Genomic DNA, 23,234 nt, shown 5'->3' with positions numbered 1-23,234 from the left:
TTTATGTGCGGAATTGTAGGATATATTGGGTATAGAGACGCATACCCCATAGTTTTAAAGGGCCTTCAAAGGCTGGAGTACAGAGGATATGACAGTGCAGGAATCGCCTTGTATGATGATAAGGAATTAAAGGTAAGTAAAACCAAAGGTAAGGTTGCCGATCTTAAGGCAAAAATGGAGCAGGAAGTGGATACTTCCGGCACCCTGGGAATGGGCCACACCCGTTGGGCTACACATGGTGTGCCTAATGATGTGAATTCTCATCCGCATGTTTCCAACTCGGGTAACCTGGTGATCATTCATAACGGGATCATTGAGAATTATGAGACCCTAAAAAAGGAATTAACCGCAAGGGGTTACGTTTTCCATTCAGATACCGATACTGAGGTTTTGGTAAACCTGATTGAAGACGTAATCAAGAAAGAAAAAGTAAAACTTGGAAAGGCAGTTCAAATTGCACTTACCCAAACCGTGGGAGCTTATGCTATTGCGGTATTTGACAAGAAGAAACCTAATGAGATCGTTGTGGCGAGACTGGGAAGTCCGCTCGCGATTGGAGTTGGAAAAGATGAGTTTTTCATCGCTTCAGATGCTTCTCCTTTCATTGAATTCACCAATAATGCTATCTACCTGGAAGACGGAGAGATGGCAGTGGTAAGAAGAGATAAGGGTGTGAAAGTAAGAAAGATCAAAGATGACTCTTTGGTTGATCCTTACATCCAGGAGCTCCAATTAAACCTTGAGCAGATTGAAAAAAATAATTTCGATCATTTTATGCTGAAGGAGATCTATGAGCAGCCAAGTGCTATCACAGATACCTACCGCGGAAGATTACTTGCCGATGAAGGTATTATTAGAATGGCAGGAGTAGACGATAACCTGGAGCGTTTCCTTAACGCTAAAAGGATACTTATCGTTGCCTGCGGGACTTCGTGGCATGCAGGTTTGGTCGCCGAATATATATTTGAAGACCTGGCCCGTATCCCTGTAGAGGTAGAGTATGCATCGGAATTTCGTTACAGAAATCCAATCATAAACTCTGATGACGTGGTGATCGCTATTTCTCAAAGTGGAGAAACAGCCGATACTATGGCGGCGATTAAGCTGGCTAAAGAAAAAGGAGCCTTTGTTTTTGGAGTGTGTAATGTTGTAGGTTCTTCTATATCAAGAGAAACTCACGCAGGAGCCTATACTCACGCCGGCCCGGAAATTGGGGTGGCTTCAACAAAAGCCTTTACCACTCAGATCACCGTACTTACACTTATTGCTTTAAAATTAGCCAAGGCAAAAGGAAGTATCTCCAATACAGATTTCCATATGCATCTACAGGAACTGGAAACAATCCCGCAGAAGATAGAGGTGGCTTTGGAATCAAATGCTCACATAAAGGAAGTGGCTTTCAAATATAAAGATGCCCGCAATTGTTTATATCTTGGGCGTGGATTTAACTTCCCTGTTGCATTGGAAGGAGCGCTTAAACTGAAGGAGATATCTTATATTCATGCTGAAGGTTATCCTGCAGCCGAAATGAAACACGGACCTATTGCTCTAATTGATGAAGAGATGCCGGTGGTGGTCATCGCTACACGAAAAGGTCACTATGAGAAGGTGGTGAGCAACATTCAGGAGATTAAATCAAGACAGGGGAAAATTATAGGAATTGTAACAGAAGGGGATACCAGCGTTCGTGACCTTGCAGATCACGTTATCGAAATTCCTGACACTATAGAATCTCTTACTCCGCTGTTAACTACCATTCCATTACAGTTGCTTTCATACCACATTGCAGTAATGCTTGGTAAAAATGTGGACCAACCAAGGAATTTGGCAAAGTCTGTGACTGTCGAGTAGTTTTAAAATATAGAACCTTTAAAAAAAGCCGCTTTTTTAAAAGCGGCTTTTTTATTTTTTTTAGCAATTAAAGATGAGTGGTTTTCTAAGGAACATCCATTTGAGCTGGATACTATTCACACCACTCGATCGAATATATTTGAGGCTCGGAGCTAATATTTGAGATATTGGCAGAGAGATTAGAAAAGCAATACTCTTTTTCATCCCGGGTACGAAAAAATCTAATGCCCCATAAATATTCAGGAATATTATGAGGAACAGAACCGCTTTAAAAAAATATGTTTCTGCAGTTTTTGTCATTTCTGAGGATCTTCGGATTAAATATCCCGTATCAGGTTCTAAAAATAATCAATTAGCCAATTAAAAATCTTATAAAAGTGCCAAAAATGATATTTTGAAAGGGCATTTTTCCGAAGGAACCATTTCTAAGAAGACTTTCCTAAAAAAGTTATTATTTCTCTTATAGACTTTTATACAAAAAAACTATCTTTGCAGCCTGAAAAAGTGATTGGCTTTTATTCATTTTTAAAAGCTGACAGGTTCTTTTTTAGTTATTTATAAAAACACAATATAAAGGAATAGATAATGTCTAAAGTTACAGGTAAAGTTGCACAAGTTATCGGCCCTGTTGTTGACGTAAAGTTTGACGCAGAGAATGCTGAATTGCCAAGGATCTTTGATTCTCTTGAGATTACCAGGAAAGATGGATCAATATTGGTTCTTGAGGTTCAATCTCACATTGGTGAAGACACAGTAAGAACAGTTTCTATGGACTCTACCGATGGTTTGAGCCGTGGTGTAGAAGTGGTTGCAACTGGTGCTCCTATCCAGATGCCTATAGGAAAAGAGGTTTTTGGTCGTTTGTTCAATGTGATTGGCGATGCTATTGATGGTCTTGGAAACCTGCCTAAGGCAAATGAAAGCGGACTTCCAATTCACAGAGAGGCTCCAAAATTTGAAGACCTATCTGTTTCTACAGAAGTTCTGTTTACAGGGATCAAAGTTATTGACCTTATTGAGCCTTATGCAAAAGGAGGTAAAATTGGCCTTTTTGGAGGTGCAGGGGTTGGTAAGACTGTATTGATCCAGGAATTGATCAACAACATTGCAAAAGGTCACGGGGGTCTTTCCGTATTCGCAGGAGTAGGAGAAAGAACTCGTGAAGGAAATGACCTTTTAAGAGAGATGCTTGAATCCGGAATTATTAAATACGGAGACGATTTTATGCATTCTATGGAAGAAGGCGGATGGGATCTTGAAAAAGTTGATAAAACAGCTTTACTTGATTCAAAAGCAACTTTCGTTTTTGGACAGATGAACGAGCCACCTGGAGCACGTGCACGTGTTGCACTTTCCGGTCTTACCATTGCTGAATACTTCCGTGATGGAGCAGGAGAAGGACAGGGGAAAGACGTACTTTTCTTCGTAGATAACATCTTCCGTTTTACACAGGCAGGTTCTGAGGTGTCTGCACTTCTTGGACGTATGCCTTCTGCAGTAGGTTACCAGCCTACACTTGCAACAGAGATGGGTGCGATGCAGGAGCGTATTACTTCTACTAAAAATGGATCTATTACATCTGTTCAGGCGGTTTACGTACCTGCAGATGACTTGACTGACCCGGCACCGGCAACAACATTTGCCCACCTGGATGCTACCACAGTACTTTCACGTAAGATTGCCGAGCTAGGTATTTACCCGGCGGTAGATCCTTTGGATTCTACTTCAAGAATTCTTACTGCTGAAATTCTTGGTGCAGACCACTATAACTGTGCTCAAAGAGTAAAAGAATTACTACAGCGATATAAAGAACTTCAGGATATCATCGCCATCCTTGGTATGGAAGAACTTTCTGAAGAAGATAAACTTGCTGTATCACGTGCAAGACGTGTTCAGCGTTTCCTTTCTCAGCCGTTCCACGTAGCCGAGCAGTTTACAGGACTTAAAGGAGTACTTGTAGATATTAAAGAAACCATCAAAGGTTTCAACATGATCATGGATGGAGAACTGGATCACCTGCCTGAAGCTGCCTTCAACCTTAAAGGAACCATTGAAGAAGCTATCGAAGCCGGTGAGAAAATGTTAGCTGAAGCTTAATAGTATTGAGTAATGAGTAGTTAGTATTGAGATAAAGTCTCATCTCTAACTACTCAATACTCAATTCTCAATACTAAAGAAAAATATGTACTTAGAAATAGTTACTCCTGAAGCCGTTTTGCTAAGCGCAGAAGTTGATTCTCTGAGTGTTCCGGGTGTGGAGGGGCAGTTCCAGATGTTGAACAATCACGCTCCCATAGTTTCGGTGCTTACAAAAGGAGAGATCAAAGTTTTTACGCATTCACACCCTGTGAGTTCAGAAGATCTTTCTAAAAATTTCACAAGGGACGCAGGAGACAGCAAGATCCTTATCCTTCCTGTTGCAGGCGGAGTAGTGGAAATGAAAGACAATAAAGTTATAGTTCTGGCAGATTAAGCTGAAGACAAAATATTTTGAAAACCCGTTGCGAAAGCAACGGGTTTTTTGTTTTTGTAAAGGCGGGAGTCTATGCCGCTCCTCCAGAGCTCTATGGTCTGAGAAATGTTATGACCTATAAACATTTCGCTCCTTTGGAGCTATCCTGAAATGTTGGGCTAAAGCCCTGGGCAATTAATGGATTTAGCCTGTTTAAAAAATGAGCTTCAGAGAGGCGATATATTTATAGATAAAAGGCCTTGTATTAAAGTAAAGCTCCGGAGGAGCGGCATAATGAATTTCTCGATAAGGTTACCTATAAATTGCCACGGGCTTTAGCCCGTGGTCAAGATAAAATATGAAAAAGGGCTTTAGCCCAATCCTGCCTGCTAAAGGTGAAAAGATAAGCTCAATCTTAATTAATTATTTCCCCGACAACCAGTCTTCTCTCGCCTTCACAGCTTTTGAGGAAGCCTTTTTATCAATTGAGATCTGATATGTAGGATCCTGCTCCAGCTTAACCGATTTCAGTATTGTATTGCCAAACCGCTCTATCTCCAGGTTCCAGTTGTCCCCCACTTCGGAATTTTCAATCATTTCCTCCCAGGCTTCTTCGGATTTTATTTCTGTTCCATTTAAAGAAATGATCCTATCCCCCAGGTTAAGCCCTGCTTTGAAGGCGGGAGTATTCTTGCGGGGATTTTCGCTTATGTAAATGGTATCTTTATCAGCTTGGATTGAGGTTCCAAAAAAGGCCTTTTCAGAAGCCTTTTCTATTTTTAATCCCACCGTTTTGAACAGATTTTCGTAATCGGGCATTTTGCTGTTGTAGATGTATTTGCTGAAAAATTCTGAAGCAAGATCCTTTCCGGCGTAATCTGCCAGTGTGGTTTCCAGATCTTGAAGGGTGTAAGGATTTCCAGGTTTGCCATATTTCTCCCATAGGATCTCCATAAATTCATCAAGATTTTGCCCTTTTTGGCGCAGCTGTAGATCCAGGGCCAGTCCCAACATGCTTCCGTAGGAATAGTAAGAGATAAAAGTATTCTCCCGGTTCACGGGATCAACAGAGGTTGCAGCATCTACAAAAGGCGCCTGATAGCTCATTTCTACGGGATTAAAATATTCACGGGCAGGGGAATTCCAGACATAATTAAAAGAGCCGTTTAGGCCCTCTGCGTATTCTTCAGGAGTGATAATTCCGCTACGCACGAGGGTTAGGGGGGTGTAGTAGCTGGTAAAGCCTTCAGCAAACCAAAGGAGTCCGCTCATATCGGCTTCCCTAAAGTCAAATGGTTCCAGGTCCTGTGGTCGTATTCTCTCGACATTCCAGGCATGAAAGAATTCATGAGCCACGGTACCAATATTTCTCTTAATTCCGCCTTCGCCTAGAATCCGGGTGCTGGTAAGAATGGTGCTGTTACGATGTTCCATTCCATCTCCTGAGGCATGCGGCAGGTAACAGGCGATAAATACATACTCACCAAAATCAAATTTTGGAAGTTCCCCAAAAACCCTTTTTTGCTGCTCCACTATTTTTTTTACCTGCTCAAAATATTGATTGAATTCAGCTTCCGTGGCCGGACCGTGCAAGGCGAATTTGATTGTTTGACCATCGAGTTCAAATTCCCTTACGGCATGATCACTCAATTCCGTAGGGCTGTCCATGAAATAATAAAGACCTGGTGCAGAGTAGGTGTTATTTTTCTCGTGCTTAAGCTGAGTAGCAATTTTCCAGTCCGGGAAGGCTTCAGTTTCAAAAGTGACTTCTACGGGTCGCTCTTCATGACCTTCGGCATAGATAAAAGTGGCTGGAATATTCAAATGAGCGTGGCTTTGATCGATCTGTGAATAGGTCCCATCGGCACGATTTCCGAAGAGAGTGTACTCCAGATTGACTGTGCCGTCGTGGCCCTTAATCAGCCATGAGTAAGGATCGGGGCGGGTAATCCCCAGGGCTTCACCTTTAGAATTTGTCGCTTTTACTCCATAGACATTTTTAGCGAATTCGTGCAATGCATACCTGCCGGGGGAAGTTCGGCTCATACGAACAATTAGGCTGTCCTGTTCAATTTCAGGAAAATTGACTATGATTTTTGCCTCATGATGTTCGGCGTTAGAGAAGGAAATATTATAGGAATTTGTTTGGGCAAAGCCTAATGAAGTGAAGAACAGTAAAAAAATCAAAAAACGCATAGATATATTTTTTGAAGTAAAATAAGTAAAAATCTCACAATCGCTCCTGCCATTGCTGCTATTTGTGATGAGTAGTAGGAGCGGTGTGAGAAATTGTTCTTCATTAAACCTGCTGAAAATGAGATAATAAATTCTGCTGCTTCAGTAGCTTACGTTTTTCCCTTTTCCCAAACAGTTAAATTTTGCTCATTCTTTAATTATAAAATTTATTTCGGGATCAGAATTTCTGATGGGTAAAAAGGATTGAACATCTTTACAAGCTCACTTTTTCCTGCTATATTTGTTTTTCCAGTAATTTGAACGTTCCCTATGCTAACAGCCATACTTTCAGGTTTTGTCTTTTCTATTTTCCTGGTTTTTGCCGGGAAATTTTTAAAGGGAAAACTTGCGGTACTTTCTGCTCTGGTTCCTTTAGCCCTATTTGTTTATTTCCTCTCTTTTCTTCCACAGGTAGCAGCAGGAGAAGTGATAAGGCAGGAAATTGCCTGGGTGCCTTCTCTCGGCCTGGACCTCAATTTCTCACTTGACGGGCTGTCTTTGCTGTTTTCCTTATTAATCACAGGTATAGGGTTTTTAGTCTTCGCCTATACGGCCGAATATCTTAAAAATCACGACTACCTTGACAGGTTCTACGGATATCTGGGGATGTTCATGGGGGCTATGCTGGGCCTTGTGCTGAGCGATAATTTGCTCTCCATGTTCATTTTTTGGGAACTTACCAGTATAAGTTCCTTCTTTCTTATTGGTTTCAATAATACCAGTGAGGCCTCGCGAAAATCTGCTGTTTTGGCACTTGCCATTACCGGGTCGGGTGGATTCCTTTTGCTTGCCGGGGCACTGCTTTTAGGTAATGTTGCAGGATCGTATGACATAAGCGAAATGGTAGGGCTTAGTTCTAATATTATTTCGAGTGATTATTACATCTGGATCGTTATCCTCCTTTTTGGAGCTGCGTTCACAAAATCGGCACAATTTCCTTTCCACTTCTGGCTTCCGGGTGCGATGAAAGCACCCACGCCGGTGTCTACTTACCTACATTCTGCCACAATGGTCAAGGCAGGTATTTACCTGCTTTTAAGGTTTACACCTGTGCTGGGGGGAGAAGATATCTGGAATACAACTTTGATTACGGTGGGGGGGATCACCATGTTCTATGCAGCGGTTCACACTTTGTTTCGAACAGACCTTAAGGGAGTACTTGCGTACTCAACAATTTCGGTCCTGGGATTGCTCGTCTTCCTAATAGGTTTAGGAACCCAATATGCCTTAACGGCTGCTGCGGTCTATATTGTGGTCCATGCGCTTTATAAGGCGACTTTATTCCTTATCACCGGGATTATAGATCATGAAACAGGTACAAGAGATGTCACCCGGCTCTCCGGTCTTCGCAAGGTGATGATGCCGGTAGCAGTTGCCGGACTTTTAGCTGCTCTTTCCAGCGCCGGAATGCCTCCCTTTGTTGGCTTTATAGGAAAAGACCTGGTATACGAATCTACCCTTGAGATGGGAAATTGGGCTGTTTTCTTAACCGTACTCGCCATTGCAACAAATATTTTGGTGCTCTATGCGGGATTTGTGGCTGGAATAAAACCTTTCACCGGCCCCCTTCCCAATGATTTCAAAAAAGTACATCTTCCCGGTATACTTATGTGGATACCGCCTGTGATCCTGGCTTTGCTGGGAATCATAGTGGGAATATTTCCCGGGATCATCAATGACAGTATTATTGCCCCGGTTGTAAATGCCGTAGGGATGGAGGGCAGTGCAGTGCATCTCAAGTTGTGGCATGGATTTAACCTTGTCCTGGGCCTTAGTGCCATCACTCTTGCCACAGGGATCCTGTTATATGCAGTCTTTAAGCCTTCAGCAAAGAAAGAAAGGGGTATAGCCAGACTGGATTTTATTGCGCCTCTTACTCTTATTACCAACTTTGGTCATGGCTTTAAAGCTTTTTCTAATTGGTGGACAAGGATCTTTCAAAATGGCTTTTTACGCAATTATGTATCCACTATTATATTATTCCTTGTGGTCCTGGTTGGGTATTCCCTTTTTGCCGACCAGAATGAAATTCCTATTGACCTGTCCTCCTTTTCGAGGATGACCTACTATGAAATGATCATTATGGGAATCATGTTCCTGGCTATTCTTTTCGTTGTTGGTGCGAGATCGAGATTGACTGCGGTTGTTGCCATGGGAGTAGTGGGTTATGCAATTTGTTTAATGTTCGTGATCTATAGTGCGCCCGACCTTGCTATGACCCAATTTTCAATTGATACACTTACTGTGATCCTTTTTGTACTGGTGTTATCAAGTCTGCCGAAATATTTATCAATTTCAGATTACAGGATGAAAGCTGTAGATGGAATACTTTCAATTTCATTTGGAGTATTGATCACTTTTATCGCTCTTGAAGTTCTTGGAGAACCTGTAAACAAAGAGGTGAGTGATTTCTATGCAGAAAATGCCTATGTCCTGGCAAAAGGGAAGAACGTAGTTAATGTGATCCTGGTAGACTTCAGGGGGGTTGATACCTTAATGGAAATTTCGGTATTGACCATTGCCGCAATTGGGGTTTTCAGCTTGCTGAAATTGAGGTTAAGAAGAGATGACAGGGAATTAAAAGATTAAAGGATGAAAACAATAATACTACGTACCGCTTCTAATTATATGTTGCCGTTGCTATTGATATTTTCGGTGTTCATTCTTTTGCGCGGACATTATTTACCGGGAGGAGGATTTGTGGGTGGTTTAATAGCTTCCATAGCATTCGTATTGCATGCTTTTGCCAATGGCCTTGGTGACACCCGAAAATTATTGCATTTTCACCCGGGATTTTTGATGCCGACTGGCCTGGCGCTCTCTTTTCTTAGCGGGGTTTCACCGCTAATTTTTACCGGGGAGCCTTTCATGACGGGACTGTGGTATCCGGAGCATCTACCCATAGTGGGAAACCTTGGCTCGGCCTTATTTTTTGACATCGGAGTTTATCTGGTAGTACAGGGGGTGACCCTGACTATTATTTTCACCATTTCTGAATCCACTTAAAAATGGAGATATTATTAGCCATAATCATAGGTACTTTATATGCATCGGGCATCTACATGATCCTGCGGCGTAGCCTTGTAAAATTGATCATTGGGATCATCCTGCTTGGTAATGGTGCTAACCTGCTCATATTTTTATTGGGTCGCATCGCCAAAGGAGCGCCCCCGATAATTCCCGAAGATTCCAAAGTCTTTTTGGACGCTTATTCAGATCCGCTTCCGCAGGCACTTATATTAACCGCCATCGTGATAAGTTTTGGTCTACAATCTTTTGCAATAGTGCTTGTGAAAAGGGCACATAAGGTTGTAAAGACAGACGATCTCGATGAAATGAACGCAACAGACGAATACTCATGATGCCACAGCTAGTCATTTATCCCCTTATTGTTCAAATGCTTCTGGCCATTGTGCTCATGTTTGTATGGAGCAAAATTAGCTGGCAAAGGACCATTAGCATAGTAGGGAGCATTTTAAACCTGGGAATTGCTGTATGGCTTTTCTCTTCTGTATGGCAACATGGATCACATACTGTACAGGCAGGAAATTGGCAACCTCCTTTTGGAATTACTTTTGTCGCCGATACCTTTGCAGCTACCATGGTCCTGCTAACCGCTATTGCCGGGGTTGCAGTTTCCAGCTTTTCAGCAGGATCGGTTATTCCTGCCCGTCTGAAATTCGGATTTTTCCCCATTTTTCATTTTCTCCTGCTGGGACTAAATGGAGCTTTTTTAACAGGGGATATCTTTAACCTCTATGTTTGGTTTGAGATCATTATTATCACCTCTTTCGTACTATTAACCATTGGTGGTGAAAAGGCACAGCTGGAGGGGGCAGTGAAATATTTTACGCTAAATATTCTTGCTTCGATCATTTTCCTTACTGCAATAGCAGTTTTATACGGTCTAACCGGAAGCCTGAATATGGCCGACCTGGCAGCAAAAGTGGCTGCTGTCGAAAACCGAACGCTTGTGCAGGTGAATGCTCTGTTATTCCTGGTGGGCTTCGGAATTAAATCTGCAGTGTTTCCGTTGTACTTCTGGTTGCCGGCCTCTTATCACACACCTCCTTCCGCAGTATCGGCAATTTTTGGAGGACTTCTTACCAAGGTGGGAGTATACGCGCTAATGAGGGTTTTTACCCTGATCTTCGATGTTGATCCCTTCCTGGAGAACGTTCTGCTCGCTGTGGCGGTGCTAACATTATTTAGTGGGGCTGTGGGGGCTATAGTTCAGAAGAATATCCGAAAAATATTTTCCTACCTGGTGATCTGCCATATTGGATACATGATCGCCGGATTGGGAATGATGACCGAAATTGCAATAGCCGGGGCGGTATTCTATTTGATTCACGATATCACAGTAAAAACAAACCTGTTTATGATGAGCGGGGTGATTTATAAAATAAAGGCGAACCATAACATCAAAAAACTGGGAGATTTCTATGCAGATTATCCAAAAATGAGCTTATTATTTGCCATTCCGTTATTCTCACTGGTGGGAATTCCGCCACTCTCGGGATTTTGGCCAAAGCTATCTCTGATTAGTGCAGGATGGACCACAGAAAATTATATGGTCATTGGCGGAATTATTTTCGCCAGCTTTGTTACCTTATTTGTGATCGTTAAACTATGGGGGGAAGTGTTCTGGAAGACAGGTGAAAAATTACCCGAAACCCGGAATTTTCCGTATTTTAAGAAGCTTACAAAGATGAAGAAAACTCAGATGATGGCTCCAATCATATTTTTGTCCATCGTGAGTCTTTACTTAGGATTTGGAGCAGAGAATATCCAGGCGCTTTCAGAAAGAATTGCTTTTGAGCTTATGGATAATCAGGAATATATTAACGCAGTGCTTCGAAAATAAAAGGAGATGAAAAACAGATTTTTGGCAAATTTACTGCTTACCTTTATCTGGGTCGCCCTTACAGGAGGCTTCACCTTTGCCAATATCCTCTTTGGATTTATCCTGAGTTACTTCCTGCTGTTCGTGATCACCAGGGGAGCTTCCAAAGCAAGATATTTTAAACTGGTCCCCAAGTTGATCTCCTTCTTTTTCTATTTTCTGTACCAATTGATAAAAGCCAATGTGCAGGTAGCATGGGAGGTGGGAACTCCAAAATATCACATGACGCCCGGAATTGTTGGAGTGCCTTTAGATGTGACCTCAGACGGGCAGATCACCATGTTGGCCAACATGATCACGCTAACTCCGGGAACCCTGAGTTTAGATGTTTCTGAAGATAAAAAAGTGCTGTACGTTTACTCCATGTACATCACCAACAAAGAAGATTTTATAAGGGATATAAAGAACGGATTCGAAAAACGCATTTTAGAGATATCTTCATGACCTTAGATAACTATTTATATTATATCATTCTGCCGGTGCTATCGCTGTCAATACTGTTGGTATTCCTTAGGTTTTTTAGAGGTCCGTCCATCTCAGACCGGGTGATTGCAGTTGATTTGCTGGTGACGATAGGAATAGGAATTATTGCCATTTACAGCATCCTTACCCATCAACCCACCTTTCTTGATATTGCTTTAATTCTGGCGCTGATCGGCTTTTTGGCAACGGTGGCTTACTCATATTATATTCAGAAAAGAAAGAACAGATGATGACAGATACAATTATAGGTATAATAGCCACCCTCGGTACCCTGTTTGTGCTGCTTGCCGGAGTGGGTATTCTGCGTATGCCCGATACCTATCTTAGAATGGCAGTGACCACAAAAGCAGCTACTTTGGGAATAGGGTTGATCCTGGTCGCAGCGGCGGTATATTTTAACGATCTTTCCACCACCACCAGGGTTTTGGCAGTAATAATCTTTATCCTGCTAACTGCCCCTGTAGGAGCTCATCTTATTGGGAAGGCTTCCTATATTACCGGAGTTAAGATGTGGGAAAAGACTTTAATGGATGACCTGGAAGGAAAGTACAGAAAAACGGGAAAAAATATTAGTTCTCCCCGCAATATGGATCATCACCGGGACGAGCTTTAATCATCGATCTTATCTTCTTTATCGTGGCCAAAAAGTCTGGCTATAAACCGGTCCACCGGGTTAAAAACCACATTTACGAATACAATTATCGCTACTAAAAGAAAAAGTTCTTTGTATTGGCCTATTGCCGCAAGACAGCCGGCGCCGGCACTACACCATACGGTAGCTGCTGTAGTAAGACCTCTTACAATGGTGCCTTTATGAAGAATAACTCCTGCGCCAAGAAATCCAATTCCGGTTACCACCTGTCCAATCACCCTGGTAGTGTCTACATATTTTTCTCCTTCAAATGCCAGGGAAGTAAGAACGAATACAGCGGCCCCCAGGGAAACCAGGGCATTGGTCTTAAGACCTGCATTTTTATTATGGATTTCACGCTCCATACCAATAAAAAGTCCGGCAAGTAAGGCCGCGCCAATTCTAAACCCGAATTCCAGTAGCTCCATTTATATTCTTAATTTAGCCTTCGATGTCAAAGTTACCAATAAAAATAGGTAAAAGCCTTGAGAACAGAAAAGCCGGTGGGGCCTTTAGAGTATTAAAATCTTCTGAAGGCTTGTTGGATTTCTCTTCAAATGACTATCTCGGTTTCGCGGGAGATCAGTGGATATTCGAACGCAGCGATCAAATTCTTAAACAAAATTCGCTGCTGAAGAACGGCTCCGGAGGCTCCAGGTTGTTGACAGGGAATCATCAATTGTTTGCCCCGGGCGAAGATCTTATTGCAGCATATCACAAAGCTGAAGCTGCACTTATCTTCAATTCGGGTTATGATGCCAATGTGGGCTTTTTTTCGGCAGTACCCGGCCGGGGGGATTACATTTTTTACGATGAACTAATTCATGCGTCCATTCGTGACGGCATTGGCCTTAGTGCGGCTAAAGCTATAAAGTTCAGGCATAATGACGTGGGAGATCTTCAGGAAAAGATAAGGAGGCTCAAAAATGGCATTTCCGGAGAGGTTTATATTGTCACCGAATCTATCTTTTCCATGGATGGTGATTCACCAAACCTTACGCTGCTTGCTACTTATGCTGAAGAGAATAATTTTCACCTGGTCATTGACGAAGCTCATGCTGTAGGGATTTATAGAGCCGGAATAATTGCTGAACAAGGACTGCAGGAAAAGATCTTCGCCAGAATTGTCACTTTTGGCAAGGCATTGGGAACACACGGGGCTGCTGTGTTAGGTTCTAAGGACTTAAGGGACTATCTTATCAATTTTTCCCGAAGCTTCATCTACAGCACTGCCCTTGCCCCCCATTCGGTGGCTGCTGTCATCGCAGCATACGAGAACCTTAAGGGGGAAGGAATTTCTGAAATAGAAAAACTCCGGGAAAATATCAGGTTTTTCAAAGCTGAGGTGTCAAAAAAGGAATTCCGGGAGCAGTTTTTGGAAAGTGACTCGGCAATACATTGCTTTATAATTCCGGGGAATAAAGAGGTAAAAGCAGCTTCACAGTCTTTGGCAGCTGCAGGGTTTGATGTGCGGCCTATTCTTTCTCCCACCGTACCTGCAGGAAGGGAAAGGTTGCGCATTTGCCTTCATAGTTTCAACTCCAAAACAGAAATTGAGGATTTATTTAAGGCTTTAAAAATGCTAATATGAAACAAATTTTTTCCACGGTTGCCGTATTTCAATACTCGGCAGAAGCACAGATTATTAAAGGCCGACTGGAATCTGAAGGGATAAACTCCTTTTTGGTTGACAATCACACCATAGATACAGATCCTTTGGTGAGTAATGCTATCGGCGGAGTGAAGCTGAAAGTGAAAAAGGAAGATGAAGAAAAGGCGAGGCAGGTATTGGATGCAATAAGTAAATATTCTGTGAACGATGAAGGAGAACAGATCATCTGTCCCGAATGTAACAGCGATAAAGTCGAACTTTTTACCAATGTCAAAAGCCCCGGCTCTTTATTCTTTTTTGGGATCTCTTTTTTAGTGAATGCGTTGCCTATTGTTGTAAACCGGGAATACCAATGCGCGAATTGTAACAATAAATTTAAACACGATGAACCTTAAATACTTTATCACCGGCATAGGGACCGAAGTTGGTAAAACCATTGCCGCTGCTATTGTGACCGAAGCTCTAGAAGCAGATTACTGGAAACCAATACAGGCGGGCGACCTGGAAAAATCCGATACTCACAAGATCAAAAGCCTTATTTCGAATAAAAAGACAGTCTTTCACGAAAATGCCTATGCGCTAAAAACGCCTATGAGCCCTCATGCTGCGGCTGTGATCGACAATGTAAAGATCAGGGTTTCAGAAATTGAGGAACCTGGAACCAAAAATCATCTTGTCATCGAAGGCGCCGGCGGATTGCTGGTCCCTTTGAACGAAGTAGAAACCATTGCCGATCTTATTCAACGTGATCACCGGGTGATCCTGGTGTCAAGGCATTACCTGGGCAGCATCAATCATACGCTCCTGACTATTGAAGCGCTAAGAGCCAGAGATCTCAATTGCTTCGGAATCATTTTTAGCGGAGAGGAGCATCCTTCCTCAGAAAAGATCATTGCTGAAATGTCAGGGGTAGAAATACTCGGAAGGATTGATCAGGAACCTTATTTTGACAGAAATGTCATTTTAGAATACGCTGAAAAATTCAGAAATAAATTAACCGAAAATGAAGACTGAGACCCAGACCCTTTCGCAGAGGGATAGAAAACACCTGTGGCATCCTTTGACCCAGCACAAACTTGCAGGAGACATGTTGGCGATAGTTAGAGCAAAAGGTGCTTTGTTATACGATGAGTCCGGGAAAGAATACGTTGATGGAATATCCAGTTGGTATACTGCGGTTTATGGACATTGTAACGAATTCATTACCTCGAAAGTTGCAGCCCAAATGCAACAGCTGGACCAGGTGGTATTCAGCGGATTTACACATGAACCTGCAATTGCACTTTCAGAAGCATTGATACAGATCCTGCCTTCTAACCAGGAAAAACTTTTTTTTAGTGATAACGGCTCCACCGCGACCGAAGTCGGAATAAAAATGGCCCTACAGTACCATCACAATTTGGGGAATGACCGTAAGGTCCTGCTGGCTTTTGAAGAAGGTTTTCATGGAGACACTTTTGGTGCTATGTCAGTTTCAGGATTATCTGTTTATAACGGGGCTTTTGAAGATCATTTTTTGAAGGTGCTGCGCCTGCCCATTCCTGCCGGAGAAAATAATGCTGATGTTCTACTGAAGCTCCGGAATCTTATTGCTGAACACCAAATTGCCGGTTTCATTTTTGAACCTATGGTGCAGGGCGCCGCAGGAATGAAAATGTATAATGCCGAAGGTCTTAATGATCTCCTGAAGCTGTGCAGGGAAAATCACATCATCACTATCGCCGATGAGGTGATGACCGGCTTCGGCAAAACCGGAAAGAATTTCGCTTCAGAATTTCTTGAGGTGCAGCCTGATATCATCTGTATGTCCAAAGCCCTCACCGCCGGACTCCTGCCAATGGCGGTCACTTCCTGTAGCAGGAAGATCTATGATGCTTTTTATTCCGAAGAGCTCTCAAAAGGCCTTTTTCACGGCCATACCTATACCGCTAATCCGCTTGCCTGTACTGCAGCTCTTGCGGGGATTGAACTGCTGACATCGGCAGAAATGCAAGGGCATATTGAAAGAAACATTGCCTCTCATCAAATTTTTGCCGGGCAACTAAAACGGCATCCTAAAGTGAAAAATATGCGGCAGCTGGGAGTGATCCTCGCCTTTGAGCTGGATGTGGAAATGGAGCGTTACGGCAATCTGCGGAACAGGCTCTTTGCCCATTTTATGAAGGAGGGCGTATTTTTGAGGCCTTTGGGGAATACCATCTACATTTCAGCTCCCTATATTACCAGTGATGATCAGCTTCAGAAGATATACACCAGTATTGAGAAGGCTTTGGAAAAATTTTAAGCCTTAACTTTTTTTTGCAAAAAAGGAGAGCGTCATTTACCTATTTTAGAAGAAATTCTCTAAGATATGATGCATCCCGATACAGAGGTTCAATTTATTAATGAAGTGGTAGGCTACGGAGTAGTTGCAAAAAAATTTATCCCTAAAGGCACCATTACCTGGGTGCAGGATGCGCTTGACAGAGTGATCCATGCAGAGGAGGTGGAGAAAATGCACCCAAAGGTTCAGGAACAGGTAGACAAATATTGTTTCAGGAACAATAAGGGGCATCTAGTGCTATGTTGGGACCAGGCAAAATATGTGAATCACAGTTTCAATGCGAATTGCCTTTCCTCAGCTCATGATTTTGAACTGGCGGTAAGGGATATTCAACCCGGGGAACAACTTACAGACGATTACGGCTATCTCAACATTTCAGAACCCTTTAAAGCTATAGATGAAGGCACCGGAAGAGATACTGTTTACCCCGATGACCTGCTGAAATATCATGAAAAATGGGACCGGCAGTTAAATGATGCTTTTAAGGATTTTCAGAAGGTAGAACAACCTCTTATCAAACTGGTGCCCAAAGAAATCATAAGTAAGATCACCGGGCAGCTGGAGAAAAACGAACCTCTGGATTCCATTCTTAATCTGTACTATCACGAAAAATAACAGAAACCCTGTTCGTATTTAAGTTCCAGCCCTTATTTTTGCCGCAAACTTCCACTTTTGAAAACTTCGGTTTCTATTATTTCCATAGGCTCAGTTTCTGCATTGGGCTCAAATCATTCTGAGATATGGAGCAGATATTTGCAGAACTCACACCTGCTTCAAAAAAGCGATTTTGGGAAGGTTTCTGCCTGGGCAGGATTTCTTCCGCAGGAAATAAAAACTGAGATCAATAACCTGAGATCTCAATTCAGGAAAGTAGATGATTCGGTATTGTACGCGATATATGCTACCAGATTGGCAATGGAGAGAGCAGGATGGGAAAGAGGAGAGGATATAGGCATCAACATAGGAAGTTCAAGGGGTGCGACTACTTTGTTTGAGGAGCATTTCACCGAGTATCTCAAAACCGGAAAAGCACAAACCTTATCATCTCCCAATACTACTCTTGGAAATATTTCCTCCTGGGTGGCGCAGGATCTCAAGAGCAGGGGTCCAGAAATTTCACATTCGGTTACCTGTTCTACGGCGTTGCATGCGGTAATAAACGGGATTGCCTGGCTCTCTGCCGGCATGGCTAAGAAATTTATATCGGGTGGTAGCGAGGCGGCTCTCACGCCTTTTACAATGGCACAGATGGCAGCTATGAAAGTAATTGCTTCAAAGGAAAGACCGTATCCCTGCAGGGCACTTGATCTTCAAAAAAGGCAAAATTCGATGGTTTTAGGGGAGGGAGCTGCGGTTGTATGTTTGGAGGCAGGAGAAAGAAGGGATGCGCTGGCGCAAATCATCGGGATTGGTTATGCGACTGAGGAGCTGGATCATCCTGCATCTATTTCGGCTTCCGGAAATGCCTTTCAGCAGGCAATGAGAATGGCATTGGGTAATATTTCTCCGGAAGAAGTTGATGTGGTGGTGATGCATGCTCCCGGAACTGTAAAGGGAGACCTTTCAGAAATGGCAGCTGTAAAAGCCATTTTTGGAGAGGAACTTCCGGCGCTAACTACCAACAAATGGAAGGTAGGTCACACTTTTGGAGCTTCGGGCACCTTAAGTCTTGAACTGGCAGTATTAATGCTTCAGCAGCAAATATTTATTCCTGTCCCTTTTCTTTCCGAAGAGAAACTTCCGCAGAAACTGGAGAAGATCCTGATCAATGCTGTGGGGTTTGGAGGTAATGCAGTGAGTATTTTAATTGAGCGTTCTTTATAAAAACCTAATTGAGGCTAATAAACACCTACATTTTATTATTTTTGAATCTAAACATTTTTCAATGGCAATAAGACACGACTGGACGAAAGAAGAGATCCTGGAGATCTACAACAAACCTTTTATGGAACTGCTTTATGAAGCGGCGACTGTTCACAGGGAAAATCACGACCCAAATACTGTTCAGGTTTCGACCTTATTGTCCATTAAAACCGGGGGTTGTCCCGAAGATTGTGGGTACTGCCCTCAAGCTGCCCGATACCACACCAACCTGGAAGGTAATGATCTGATGAGCGTGAATCAGGTGAAAGCCCAGGCTTTACGCGCTAAAGAAGCAGGCAGCTCCAGAGTGTGTATGGGTGCTGCCTGGAGAAATGTGAAGGACGGACAGGAATTCGATGAGGTGCTGGAAATGGTTCGTACGATCAACAAATTGGAGATGGAAGTATGCTGCACCCTTGGAATGCTTACTGAAAATCAGGCTCAGCGCTTAGCCGAAGCCGGATTATATGCTTATAATCACAACCTTGATTCTTCGGAAGAATACTACAAAGAAGTGATCTCCACCCGTGGTTTTGAAGACCGCCTGAAGACCATTGACAACGTTCGAAAAACCAATGTTACCGTTTGCAGCGGTGGAATCATTGGAATGGGAGAGACCATAGAAGACCGCGCGGGAATGTTAGTGGCGCTGTCAAGATTAAACCCACAGCCGGAATCTGTGCCCATTAATGCATTGGTGCCGGTAGAAGGCACTCCACTGGCAGATCAGGAGCAGGTATCGATCTGGGAAATGGTGAGAATGGTAGCTACTACCCGAATTGTTATGCCCGAGACCCAGGTAAGACTTTCTGCAGGGAGAACGCAAATGAGCAGGGAAGGACAGGCGATGTGTTTCTTTGCTGGAGCTAACTCCATTTTTGCAGGAGATAAACTCCTAACCACTCCAAATCCCGATGTAAATGAAGATATGGAGATGTTCAGGGCTTTGGGATTAAATCCGCAGAAGCCATTCGTGAAAAAGTCACAACCTGAAACCGTGGCCGCAGAAGATTCTAAATTTCAGAATTTAGGAGAGAAGCCTAAATGGTCACGCCCGGGACATGTGATCGAAAGAAACCTGGAGGCGCAGAAAGCCCGGGCAAAAAGCTGAGCAAATCGGCAAAAGTAGCACCGGAAATTGATTAAAAGCAGATGAGTGATGAATGCAGGATTTCAATTAACTGATGTTCCCAGGATTGAGAGGATCTCAAAAGAGGATTTTTTTGAGCAGTATGTAAAGCCGCAAAAGCCGGTGGTCATTGACCATCTCATAGAAGACTGGCCGGCATATGAGAAATGGTCACTTGAATATATTCAGGAAAAAGCGGGAGAAAAGACGGTGCCGTTGTTTGACAGCAATGAAAAGATCTCCTCGAAGTACAAATTCAATGAGCCGCATAAGTACATGAAGATGCGGAATTATATTGATCTTATAAAGAAAGGGCCAACTTCTTACCGCATTTTTCTTTACCATCTTTTAAAAGAAGTACCTGCATTGCAAAAGGACTTCAGTTATCCCGATATAGGTCTGCGCCTGCTGAAACAGATCCCAATGCTGTTCTTTGGAGGTGAGGGATCAAAAGTGTTTATGCACTATGATATCGATTTTGCCAATATCCTTCATTTTCATTTCCACGGAAAAAAGCGCTGTATCATTTTTCCGCCTTCAGAAACGAAGTATCTGTACAAGGTGCCGCACGCTCTTATTTCCCGGGAGGATATAGACTTTTCACATCCGGACTATGAAAAATTCCCGGCCCTTAAGAATGCCAGTGGCTATGTTGCCGAACTTAATCATGGGGAGACACTCTATATGCCAGAAGGTTACTGGCATCAAATGACTTACCTCACTCCCGGCTTCTCGATGAGCCTTAGGGCAGCACCTCGACACTTGCCCAACCTGAGTAAAGCACTCTACAACCTTTTTTTTATGCGCCATTTTGATAACGCTATGAGAAAATGGAAAGGCCAGGACTGGATAGATTATAAAAACAGGCAGGCTGTTAAGAGAACAAACAGGAAAAATCATATCTCCTGACCTCTCCAACCTTTGTGAAGTTCATCTAAACTTATCCTAATTGGCAAAAATTAGTTTTTTGTTGCTTTGATAATCGTGATATTAAGGAGAATCAAAAAAATTGAAAATGAATAAAGAAGAGAACAAAAAAGTACAGGAGAAATTTGGTGAAGCAGTAAACAATGGAAATCTTGAAAAACTCCATGATCTCGTAGCTCAGGATGTAAAGGAACATGACCCGGCACCCAATCAGGGACCCGGTCCACAAGGTTATATAGATTTTTTCAGCATGATGAGAGAAGCTTTTCCCGATATGCATATAGAAGTGGAGAAAATGGTTGCAGATGAGGACAATGTGGCTTTTGCCTATACCCTAACAGGTACACACAAGGGAGAATTTATGGGATTAAAAGCAACGAACACACCAATTAAGGTGAGGGGAATGCAAATAAGCCGTTTTAAAGATGGCAAGATGGTAGAACGATGGGGTAGTAGTGATGAGCTGGGAATCCTAAAACAGTTAGGAACAGATTTTGAGATAAAGAAACATTAGGAAACCAATTCGTCAGATATTCCATGAACAAGAGTAGCCTCATACCCTTTTCTGAGCAGGTAATCACTCAATTTTTTTCTGAGTTTGAATTTATCCGGTTCAGAAAGGAGGGTGAGCTTCTTTTCAGCCAACAAATACAAGGTGCTTCTATAGTCGCTTTCCGGTATCTCTGTCATTGCGAGCCTAATAATAGGGGAGGAGATCTCCTTTGACTTTAACTCCTGCTTTATCTTTTGGCGTCCCCATTTTTTGATCCTGAACTTCCCCCTTACAAAGCTCCGAGCGAAACGCTCTTCATTCAGAAAATCCTCCTGCATAAGTTGAATAATAATCTGTTCCCTGGCTTCAGGGATCATGCGCATTTCAAGCAGCTTATCTTCCACCTCCTTTTGCGACCTGTCACGGTAGGCGCAGTATTGCATTAGCTTTAAAGTGGCTTCTTTAACGGTGTATGATTTACCGGATTCTTTATTCAAAATTCAGGATTCAAGGTTCAAAAATAGTATGTAAAATTAGATTTTTGGTAGGGAGATCTCAATACTGAATTCTCATATCTCATATCTCATATCTGAAATCTCAAATCTATAAATAAAAAAACGCCTCCCAAATTAATGAAAGGCGTCTCTTAATGTTATTGAATTTCTTCCCCGTCGTTGTCGTGAAAGTGGTATTCAAGATACGTGTAAGCATCTCTAGGTACTATTTTTACCCAGCGCTTATGGTCAAAGAACCATTTAGAGCGGGGTGATGGAAAACCTTTGGTTAAAAAGGCTGCTATAAAAGGATGTGCACTCAGGGTGATCTTTTTATAGTCTTTTTTTAGGAGTTTTTCCAGATCCTGGTTGATCCTGTTTACCAAAACAATAGGAGCTTCAATTTCTTCTCCCGTCTTGTTGGGATTTTCTTCCCTTGTTTTGATATTCATCTCTGGCCTTACTCGCTGTCTCGTAATTTGTACAAGACCAAACTTACTTGGCGGCAAAATCTTATGTTTTGCACGGTCGTCACTCATCTCTTCTTTAAGATGGTCATACAAAGCTTTTCTATTTTCGGCTTTGTTCATGTCTATGAAATCAACTACAATAATACCTCCCATATCGCGAAGGCGCAGTTGTCGGGCAATTTCAGTCGCACTAATGAGGTTAACCTCAAGTGCGGTATCCTCCTGGTTCTTGGATTTGTTCGAGCGATTCCCGCTGTTCACGTCAATAACGTGCATAGCTTCGGTGTGCTCTATAACCAGGTATGCTCCTTTATTCATGGAGACGGTGCGGCCAAAAGTAGTTTTAATTTGTCTTTCGATCCCAAATTTTTCAAAGATGGGGATGTTTGAGTCGTACAATTTTACAATGGATTCTTTCTTTGGAGCAATTTCGCTCACATAATCTTTAATTTGTGTGTATAAGGTCTCATCGTCTACACAAATAGAAGTAAAGGAATCATTGAATACATCTCTAAGAATAGAGGATGCACGGTTCAATTCTCCCAGTACTTTTGAGGGATGAGGTGCTTTATACAACTTTTTACACATTCCTGTCCAACGGCTCATTAAATTCTGAAGGTCGTTGTCCAGTTCTGCTACTTTTCTGCCTTCTGCTACGGTACGTACGATAATTCCAAAGCCTTTGGGTTTAATGCTTTTTACCAGTCGTTTAAGGCGGTCCTTTTCTTCTTTGCTTTCTATTTTTTGAGAAACAGAAACTCTGTTGGAAAAAGGTACCAATACGATATAACGGCCCGGGAGGGAAAGTTCTGAACTTATTCGGGGGCCTTTGGTGGAAATTGGCTCTTTTACTACCTGTACCAGTAGCGATTGATTTGATTTAAGGACATCGGCAATGCTTCCGTCCTTATCAATATCTTTTTCTAAAGGAAAATCCTTGAGGGAGTAATCCTTTAATTTACCTGTGCTTACACGTTTTATGAACTTAAGCAAGGAAAGCACCTGCGGGCCAAGGTCATGGTAATGCAAAAAAGCATCTTTGGTATAGCCTACATTTACAAAGCCGGCATTTAAGCCGGGAACAGTTTTTCGCACTTTTGCGAGGAAAATATCCCCAACGGCGAAATTACTGTCGTCTTCTTCCTTGTTGAGTTCTATTAGTTTTCCATCTTTTAATAAGGCAAAATCTACAGCAGAGGAACCGGTTCTAATAATTAACTCTTTGTTCACTCTAAATTGATTTTAATCCCGAGATTTCGGGATGGATTAAACAATAAAATTCACAGGGTTTTTAATAATCCTGAAGAAATTTAAATTCAAAAAAACCTGAACTTAAACCTCGATTTCAAAGAACGATTTAAATAA

The 23,234-nt window shown here is 42.4% G+C and carries 23 protein-coding genes; 19 read left to right on the top strand and 4 right to left on the bottom strand.

Going from position 1 to position 23,234, the window contains the following annotated elements; genetic code table 11:
* The first annotated feature begins 3 nt into the window (after positions 1-3).
* From glmS to CRO16_RS03055, 3 genes are all read left to right on the top strand, one after another.
* A complete protein-coding gene (gene glmS / locus CRO16_RS03070) occupies positions 4-1,851 on the top strand; it encodes a glutamine--fructose-6-phosphate transaminase (isomerizing) (protein WP_097054864.1) in 1,848 nt (615 codons plus the stop codon).
* A gap of 585 nt (positions 1,852-2,436) precedes the next feature.
* Complete coding sequence (gene atpD / locus CRO16_RS03060) at positions 2,437-3,948, top strand: F0F1 ATP synthase subunit beta (RefSeq protein ID WP_097054862.1); 1,512 nt, start codon at positions 2,437-2,439, stop codon at positions 3,946-3,948.
* Between the two features lie 85 nt (positions 3,949-4,033).
* Positions 4,034-4,324 (top strand): FoF1 ATP synthase subunit delta/epsilon, encoded by a 291-nt coding sequence (locus CRO16_RS03055; RefSeq protein WP_097054861.1) that lies wholly within the window; start codon positions 4,034-4,036, stop codon positions 4,322-4,324.
* A 402-nt stretch (positions 4,325-4,726) separates the two neighbouring features.
* Here the strand turns inward: CRO16_RS03055 and CRO16_RS03050 are convergent, their stop codons facing one another.
* Positions 4,727-6,499 carry a M61 family metallopeptidase gene (locus CRO16_RS03050; protein ID WP_097054860.1) on the bottom strand — a complete coding sequence of 591 codons (1,773 nt, stop codon included), beginning with the start codon at positions 6,497-6,499 and terminating at the stop codon, positions 4,727-4,729.
* A gap of 309 nt (positions 6,500-6,808) precedes the next feature.
* On the opposite strand from CRO16_RS03050, the gene CRO16_RS03045 reads away from it, so the two are divergent.
* From CRO16_RS03045 to mnhG, 7 genes are read left to right on the top strand one after another with little or no spacing between them, the layout of a single operon-like run.
* Entirely contained in the window at positions 6,809-9,127 is a 2,319-nt protein-coding gene (locus CRO16_RS03045; protein WP_097054859.1) for a putative monovalent cation/H+ antiporter subunit A, read from the top strand.
* Between the two features lie 3 nt (positions 9,128-9,130).
* Positions 9,131-9,544 carry a Na+/H+ antiporter subunit B gene (locus tag CRO16_RS03040; protein WP_097054858.1) on the top strand — a complete coding sequence of 138 codons (414 nt, stop codon included), beginning with the start codon at positions 9,131-9,133 and terminating at the stop codon, positions 9,542-9,544.
* Between the two features lie 2 nt (positions 9,545-9,546).
* The gene (locus CRO16_RS03035; protein ID WP_097054857.1) at positions 9,547-9,900 is read left to right on the top strand and encodes a Na+/H+ antiporter subunit C; all 354 of its coding nucleotides are present in this window, start codon (positions 9,547-9,549) and stop codon (positions 9,898-9,900) included.
* Entirely contained in the window at positions 9,897-11,405 is a 1,509-nt protein-coding gene (locus CRO16_RS03030) for a proton-conducting transporter transmembrane domain-containing protein (protein WP_097054856.1), read from the top strand. Before CRO16_RS03035 ends, CRO16_RS03030 begins: the two co-directional genes overlap by 4 nt.
* A 6-nt stretch (positions 11,406-11,411) precedes the next feature.
* Positions 11,412-11,888 carry a Na+/H+ antiporter subunit E gene (locus CRO16_RS03025; protein ID WP_097054855.1) on the top strand — a complete coding sequence of 159 codons (477 nt, stop codon included), beginning with the start codon at positions 11,412-11,414 and terminating at the stop codon, positions 11,886-11,888.
* A complete protein-coding gene (locus CRO16_RS03020; RefSeq protein WP_097054854.1) occupies positions 11,885-12,157 on the top strand; it encodes a cation:proton antiporter in 273 nt (90 codons plus the stop codon). The genes CRO16_RS03025 and CRO16_RS03020 overlap by 4 nt, the downstream gene beginning before the upstream one ends.
* A complete protein-coding gene (mnhG, locus tag CRO16_RS03015) occupies positions 12,154-12,540 on the top strand; it encodes a monovalent cation/H(+) antiporter subunit G (RefSeq protein WP_317042508.1) in 387 nt (128 codons plus the stop codon). The genes CRO16_RS03020 and mnhG overlap by 4 nt, the downstream gene beginning before the upstream one ends.
* Here mnhG and CRO16_RS03010 read toward each other — a convergent pair.
* Positions 12,537-12,986 (bottom strand): MgtC/SapB family protein, encoded by a 450-nt coding sequence (locus tag CRO16_RS03010; RefSeq protein ID WP_097054852.1) that lies wholly within the window; start codon positions 12,984-12,986, stop codon positions 12,537-12,539. The two genes, mnhG and CRO16_RS03010, sit on opposite strands and share 4 nt — an antisense overlap.
* Positions 12,987-13,009: 23 nt before the next feature.
* On the opposite strand from CRO16_RS03010, the gene CRO16_RS03005 reads away from it, so the two are divergent.
* The 9 genes from CRO16_RS03005 to CRO16_RS02965 all read left to right on the top strand — a co-directional run bounded on the left by CRO16_RS03005 (position 13,010) and on the right by CRO16_RS02965 (position 20,926).
* On the top strand, positions 13,010-14,149 hold the full coding sequence (locus tag CRO16_RS03005) for an aminotransferase class I/II-fold pyridoxal phosphate-dependent enzyme (protein ID WP_097054851.1): 1,140 nt from the start codon (positions 13,010-13,012) through the stop codon (positions 14,147-14,149).
* Positions 14,146-14,565 (top strand): putative signal transducing protein, encoded by a 420-nt coding sequence (locus tag CRO16_RS03000; RefSeq protein WP_097054850.1) that lies wholly within the window; start codon positions 14,146-14,148, stop codon positions 14,563-14,565. Before CRO16_RS03005 ends, CRO16_RS03000 begins: the two co-directional genes overlap by 4 nt.
* Complete coding sequence (gene bioD, locus CRO16_RS02995) at positions 14,555-15,184, top strand: dethiobiotin synthase (protein ID WP_097054849.1); 630 nt, start codon at positions 14,555-14,557, stop codon at positions 15,182-15,184. Before CRO16_RS03000 ends, bioD begins: the two co-directional genes overlap by 11 nt.
* A complete protein-coding gene (bioA, locus tag CRO16_RS02990) occupies positions 15,174-16,454 on the top strand; it encodes an adenosylmethionine--8-amino-7-oxononanoate transaminase (RefSeq protein WP_097054848.1) in 1,281 nt (426 codons plus the stop codon). The genes bioD and bioA overlap by 11 nt, the downstream gene beginning before the upstream one ends.
* A 66-nt stretch (positions 16,455-16,520) precedes the next feature.
* Positions 16,521-17,108 carry an SET domain-containing protein gene (locus tag CRO16_RS02985; protein WP_097054847.1) on the top strand — a complete coding sequence of 196 codons (588 nt, stop codon included), beginning with the start codon at positions 16,521-16,523 and terminating at the stop codon, positions 17,106-17,108.
* 57 nt (positions 17,109-17,165) lie between these two features.
* Complete coding sequence (locus tag CRO16_RS02980; RefSeq protein ID WP_097054846.1) at positions 17,166-18,317, top strand: beta-ketoacyl synthase N-terminal-like domain-containing protein; 1,152 nt, start codon at positions 17,166-17,168, stop codon at positions 18,315-18,317.
* Positions 18,318-18,378: 61 nt separating this feature from the next.
* Entirely contained in the window at positions 18,379-19,467 is a 1,089-nt protein-coding gene (bioB, locus tag CRO16_RS02975) for a biotin synthase BioB (protein WP_097055758.1), read from the top strand.
* Between the two features lie 48 nt (positions 19,468-19,515).
* Positions 19,516-20,394 carry a cupin-like domain-containing protein gene (locus tag CRO16_RS02970; protein WP_097054845.1) on the top strand — a complete coding sequence of 293 codons (879 nt, stop codon included), beginning with the start codon at positions 19,516-19,518 and terminating at the stop codon, positions 20,392-20,394.
* 106 nt (positions 20,395-20,500) lie between these two features.
* Positions 20,501-20,926: an ester cyclase gene (locus CRO16_RS02965; RefSeq protein WP_097055757.1), complete on the top strand. Its 426-nt coding sequence runs from the start codon at positions 20,501-20,503 to the stop codon at positions 20,924-20,926.
* Here the strand turns inward: CRO16_RS02965 and CRO16_RS02960 are convergent.
* Together CRO16_RS02960 and CRO16_RS02955 are read right to left on the bottom strand one after the other, a co-directional pair.
* Positions 20,923-21,402: a regulatory protein RecX gene (locus CRO16_RS02960; protein ID WP_245858857.1), complete on the bottom strand. Its 480-nt coding sequence runs from the start codon at positions 21,400-21,402 to the stop codon at positions 20,923-20,925. The two genes, CRO16_RS02965 and CRO16_RS02960, sit on opposite strands and share 4 nt — an antisense overlap.
* Before the next feature lie 155 nt (positions 21,403-21,557).
* On the bottom strand, positions 21,558-23,099 hold the full coding sequence (locus tag CRO16_RS02955) for an Rne/Rng family ribonuclease (RefSeq protein ID WP_097054844.1): 1,542 nt from the start codon (positions 23,097-23,099) through the stop codon (positions 21,558-21,560).
* Between the last annotated feature and the right edge of the window lie 135 nt (positions 23,100-23,234).

This window comes from Salinimicrobium sediminis, assembly GCF_900215295.1.
Classification (GTDB): Bacteria; Bacteroidota; Bacteroidia; order Flavobacteriales; family Flavobacteriaceae; genus Salinimicrobium; species Salinimicrobium sediminis.
Note: the sequence above shows the minus strand (reverse complement) of the source record. Positions and strands in the feature narration are given on the sequence as shown.

What these genes read in the sequence shown, in the direction of transcription:
- glmS (WP_097054864.1), top strand. Translation starts at nt 4, where the DNA reads ATGTGCGGAATTGTAGGATATATTGGGTATAGAGACGCATACCCCATA.
- atpD (WP_097054862.1), top strand. Translation starts at nt 2,437, where the DNA reads ATGTCTAAAGTTACAGGTAAAGTTGCACAAGTTATCGGCCCTGTTGTT.
- CRO16_RS03055 (WP_097054861.1), top strand. Translation starts at nt 4,034, where the DNA reads ATGTACTTAGAAATAGTTACTCCTGAAGCCGTTTTGCTAAGCGCAGAA.
- CRO16_RS03050 (WP_097054860.1), bottom strand. Translation starts at nt 6,499, where the DNA reads ATGCGTTTTTTGATTTTTTTACTGTTCTTCACTTCATTAGGCTTTGCC.
- CRO16_RS03045 (WP_097054859.1), top strand. Translation starts at nt 6,809, where the DNA reads ATGCTAACAGCCATACTTTCAGGTTTTGTCTTTTCTATTTTCCTGGTT.
- CRO16_RS03040 (WP_097054858.1), top strand. Translation starts at nt 9,131, where the DNA reads ATGAAAACAATAATACTACGTACCGCTTCTAATTATATGTTGCCGTTG.
- CRO16_RS03035 (WP_097054857.1), top strand. Translation starts at nt 9,547, where the DNA reads ATGGAGATATTATTAGCCATAATCATAGGTACTTTATATGCATCGGGC.
- CRO16_RS03030 (WP_097054856.1), top strand. Translation starts at nt 9,897, where the DNA reads ATGATGCCACAGCTAGTCATTTATCCCCTTATTGTTCAAATGCTTCTG.
- CRO16_RS03025 (WP_097054855.1), top strand. Translation starts at nt 11,412, where the DNA reads ATGAAAAACAGATTTTTGGCAAATTTACTGCTTACCTTTATCTGGGTC.
- CRO16_RS03020 (WP_097054854.1), top strand. Translation starts at nt 11,885, where the DNA reads ATGACCTTAGATAACTATTTATATTATATCATTCTGCCGGTGCTATCG.
- mnhG (WP_317042508.1), top strand. Translation starts at nt 12,154, where the DNA reads ATGATGACAGATACAATTATAGGTATAATAGCCACCCTCGGTACCCTG.
- CRO16_RS03010 (WP_097054852.1), bottom strand. Translation starts at nt 12,986, where the DNA reads ATGGAGCTACTGGAATTCGGGTTTAGAATTGGCGCGGCCTTACTTGCC.
- CRO16_RS03005 (WP_097054851.1), top strand. Translation starts at nt 13,010, where the DNA reads ATGTCAAAGTTACCAATAAAAATAGGTAAAAGCCTTGAGAACAGAAAA.
- CRO16_RS03000 (WP_097054850.1), top strand. Translation starts at nt 14,146, where the DNA reads ATGAAACAAATTTTTTCCACGGTTGCCGTATTTCAATACTCGGCAGAA.
- bioD (WP_097054849.1), top strand. Translation starts at nt 14,555, where the DNA reads ATGAACCTTAAATACTTTATCACCGGCATAGGGACCGAAGTTGGTAAA.
- bioA (WP_097054848.1), top strand. Translation starts at nt 15,174, where the DNA reads ATGAAGACTGAGACCCAGACCCTTTCGCAGAGGGATAGAAAACACCTG.
- CRO16_RS02985 (WP_097054847.1), top strand. Translation starts at nt 16,521, where the DNA reads ATGATGCATCCCGATACAGAGGTTCAATTTATTAATGAAGTGGTAGGC.
- bioB (WP_097055758.1), top strand. Translation starts at nt 18,379, where the DNA reads ATGGCAATAAGACACGACTGGACGAAAGAAGAGATCCTGGAGATCTAC.
- CRO16_RS02970 (WP_097054845.1), top strand. Translation starts at nt 19,516, where the DNA reads ATGAATGCAGGATTTCAATTAACTGATGTTCCCAGGATTGAGAGGATC.
- CRO16_RS02965 (WP_097055757.1), top strand. Translation starts at nt 20,501, where the DNA reads ATGAATAAAGAAGAGAACAAAAAAGTACAGGAGAAATTTGGTGAAGCA.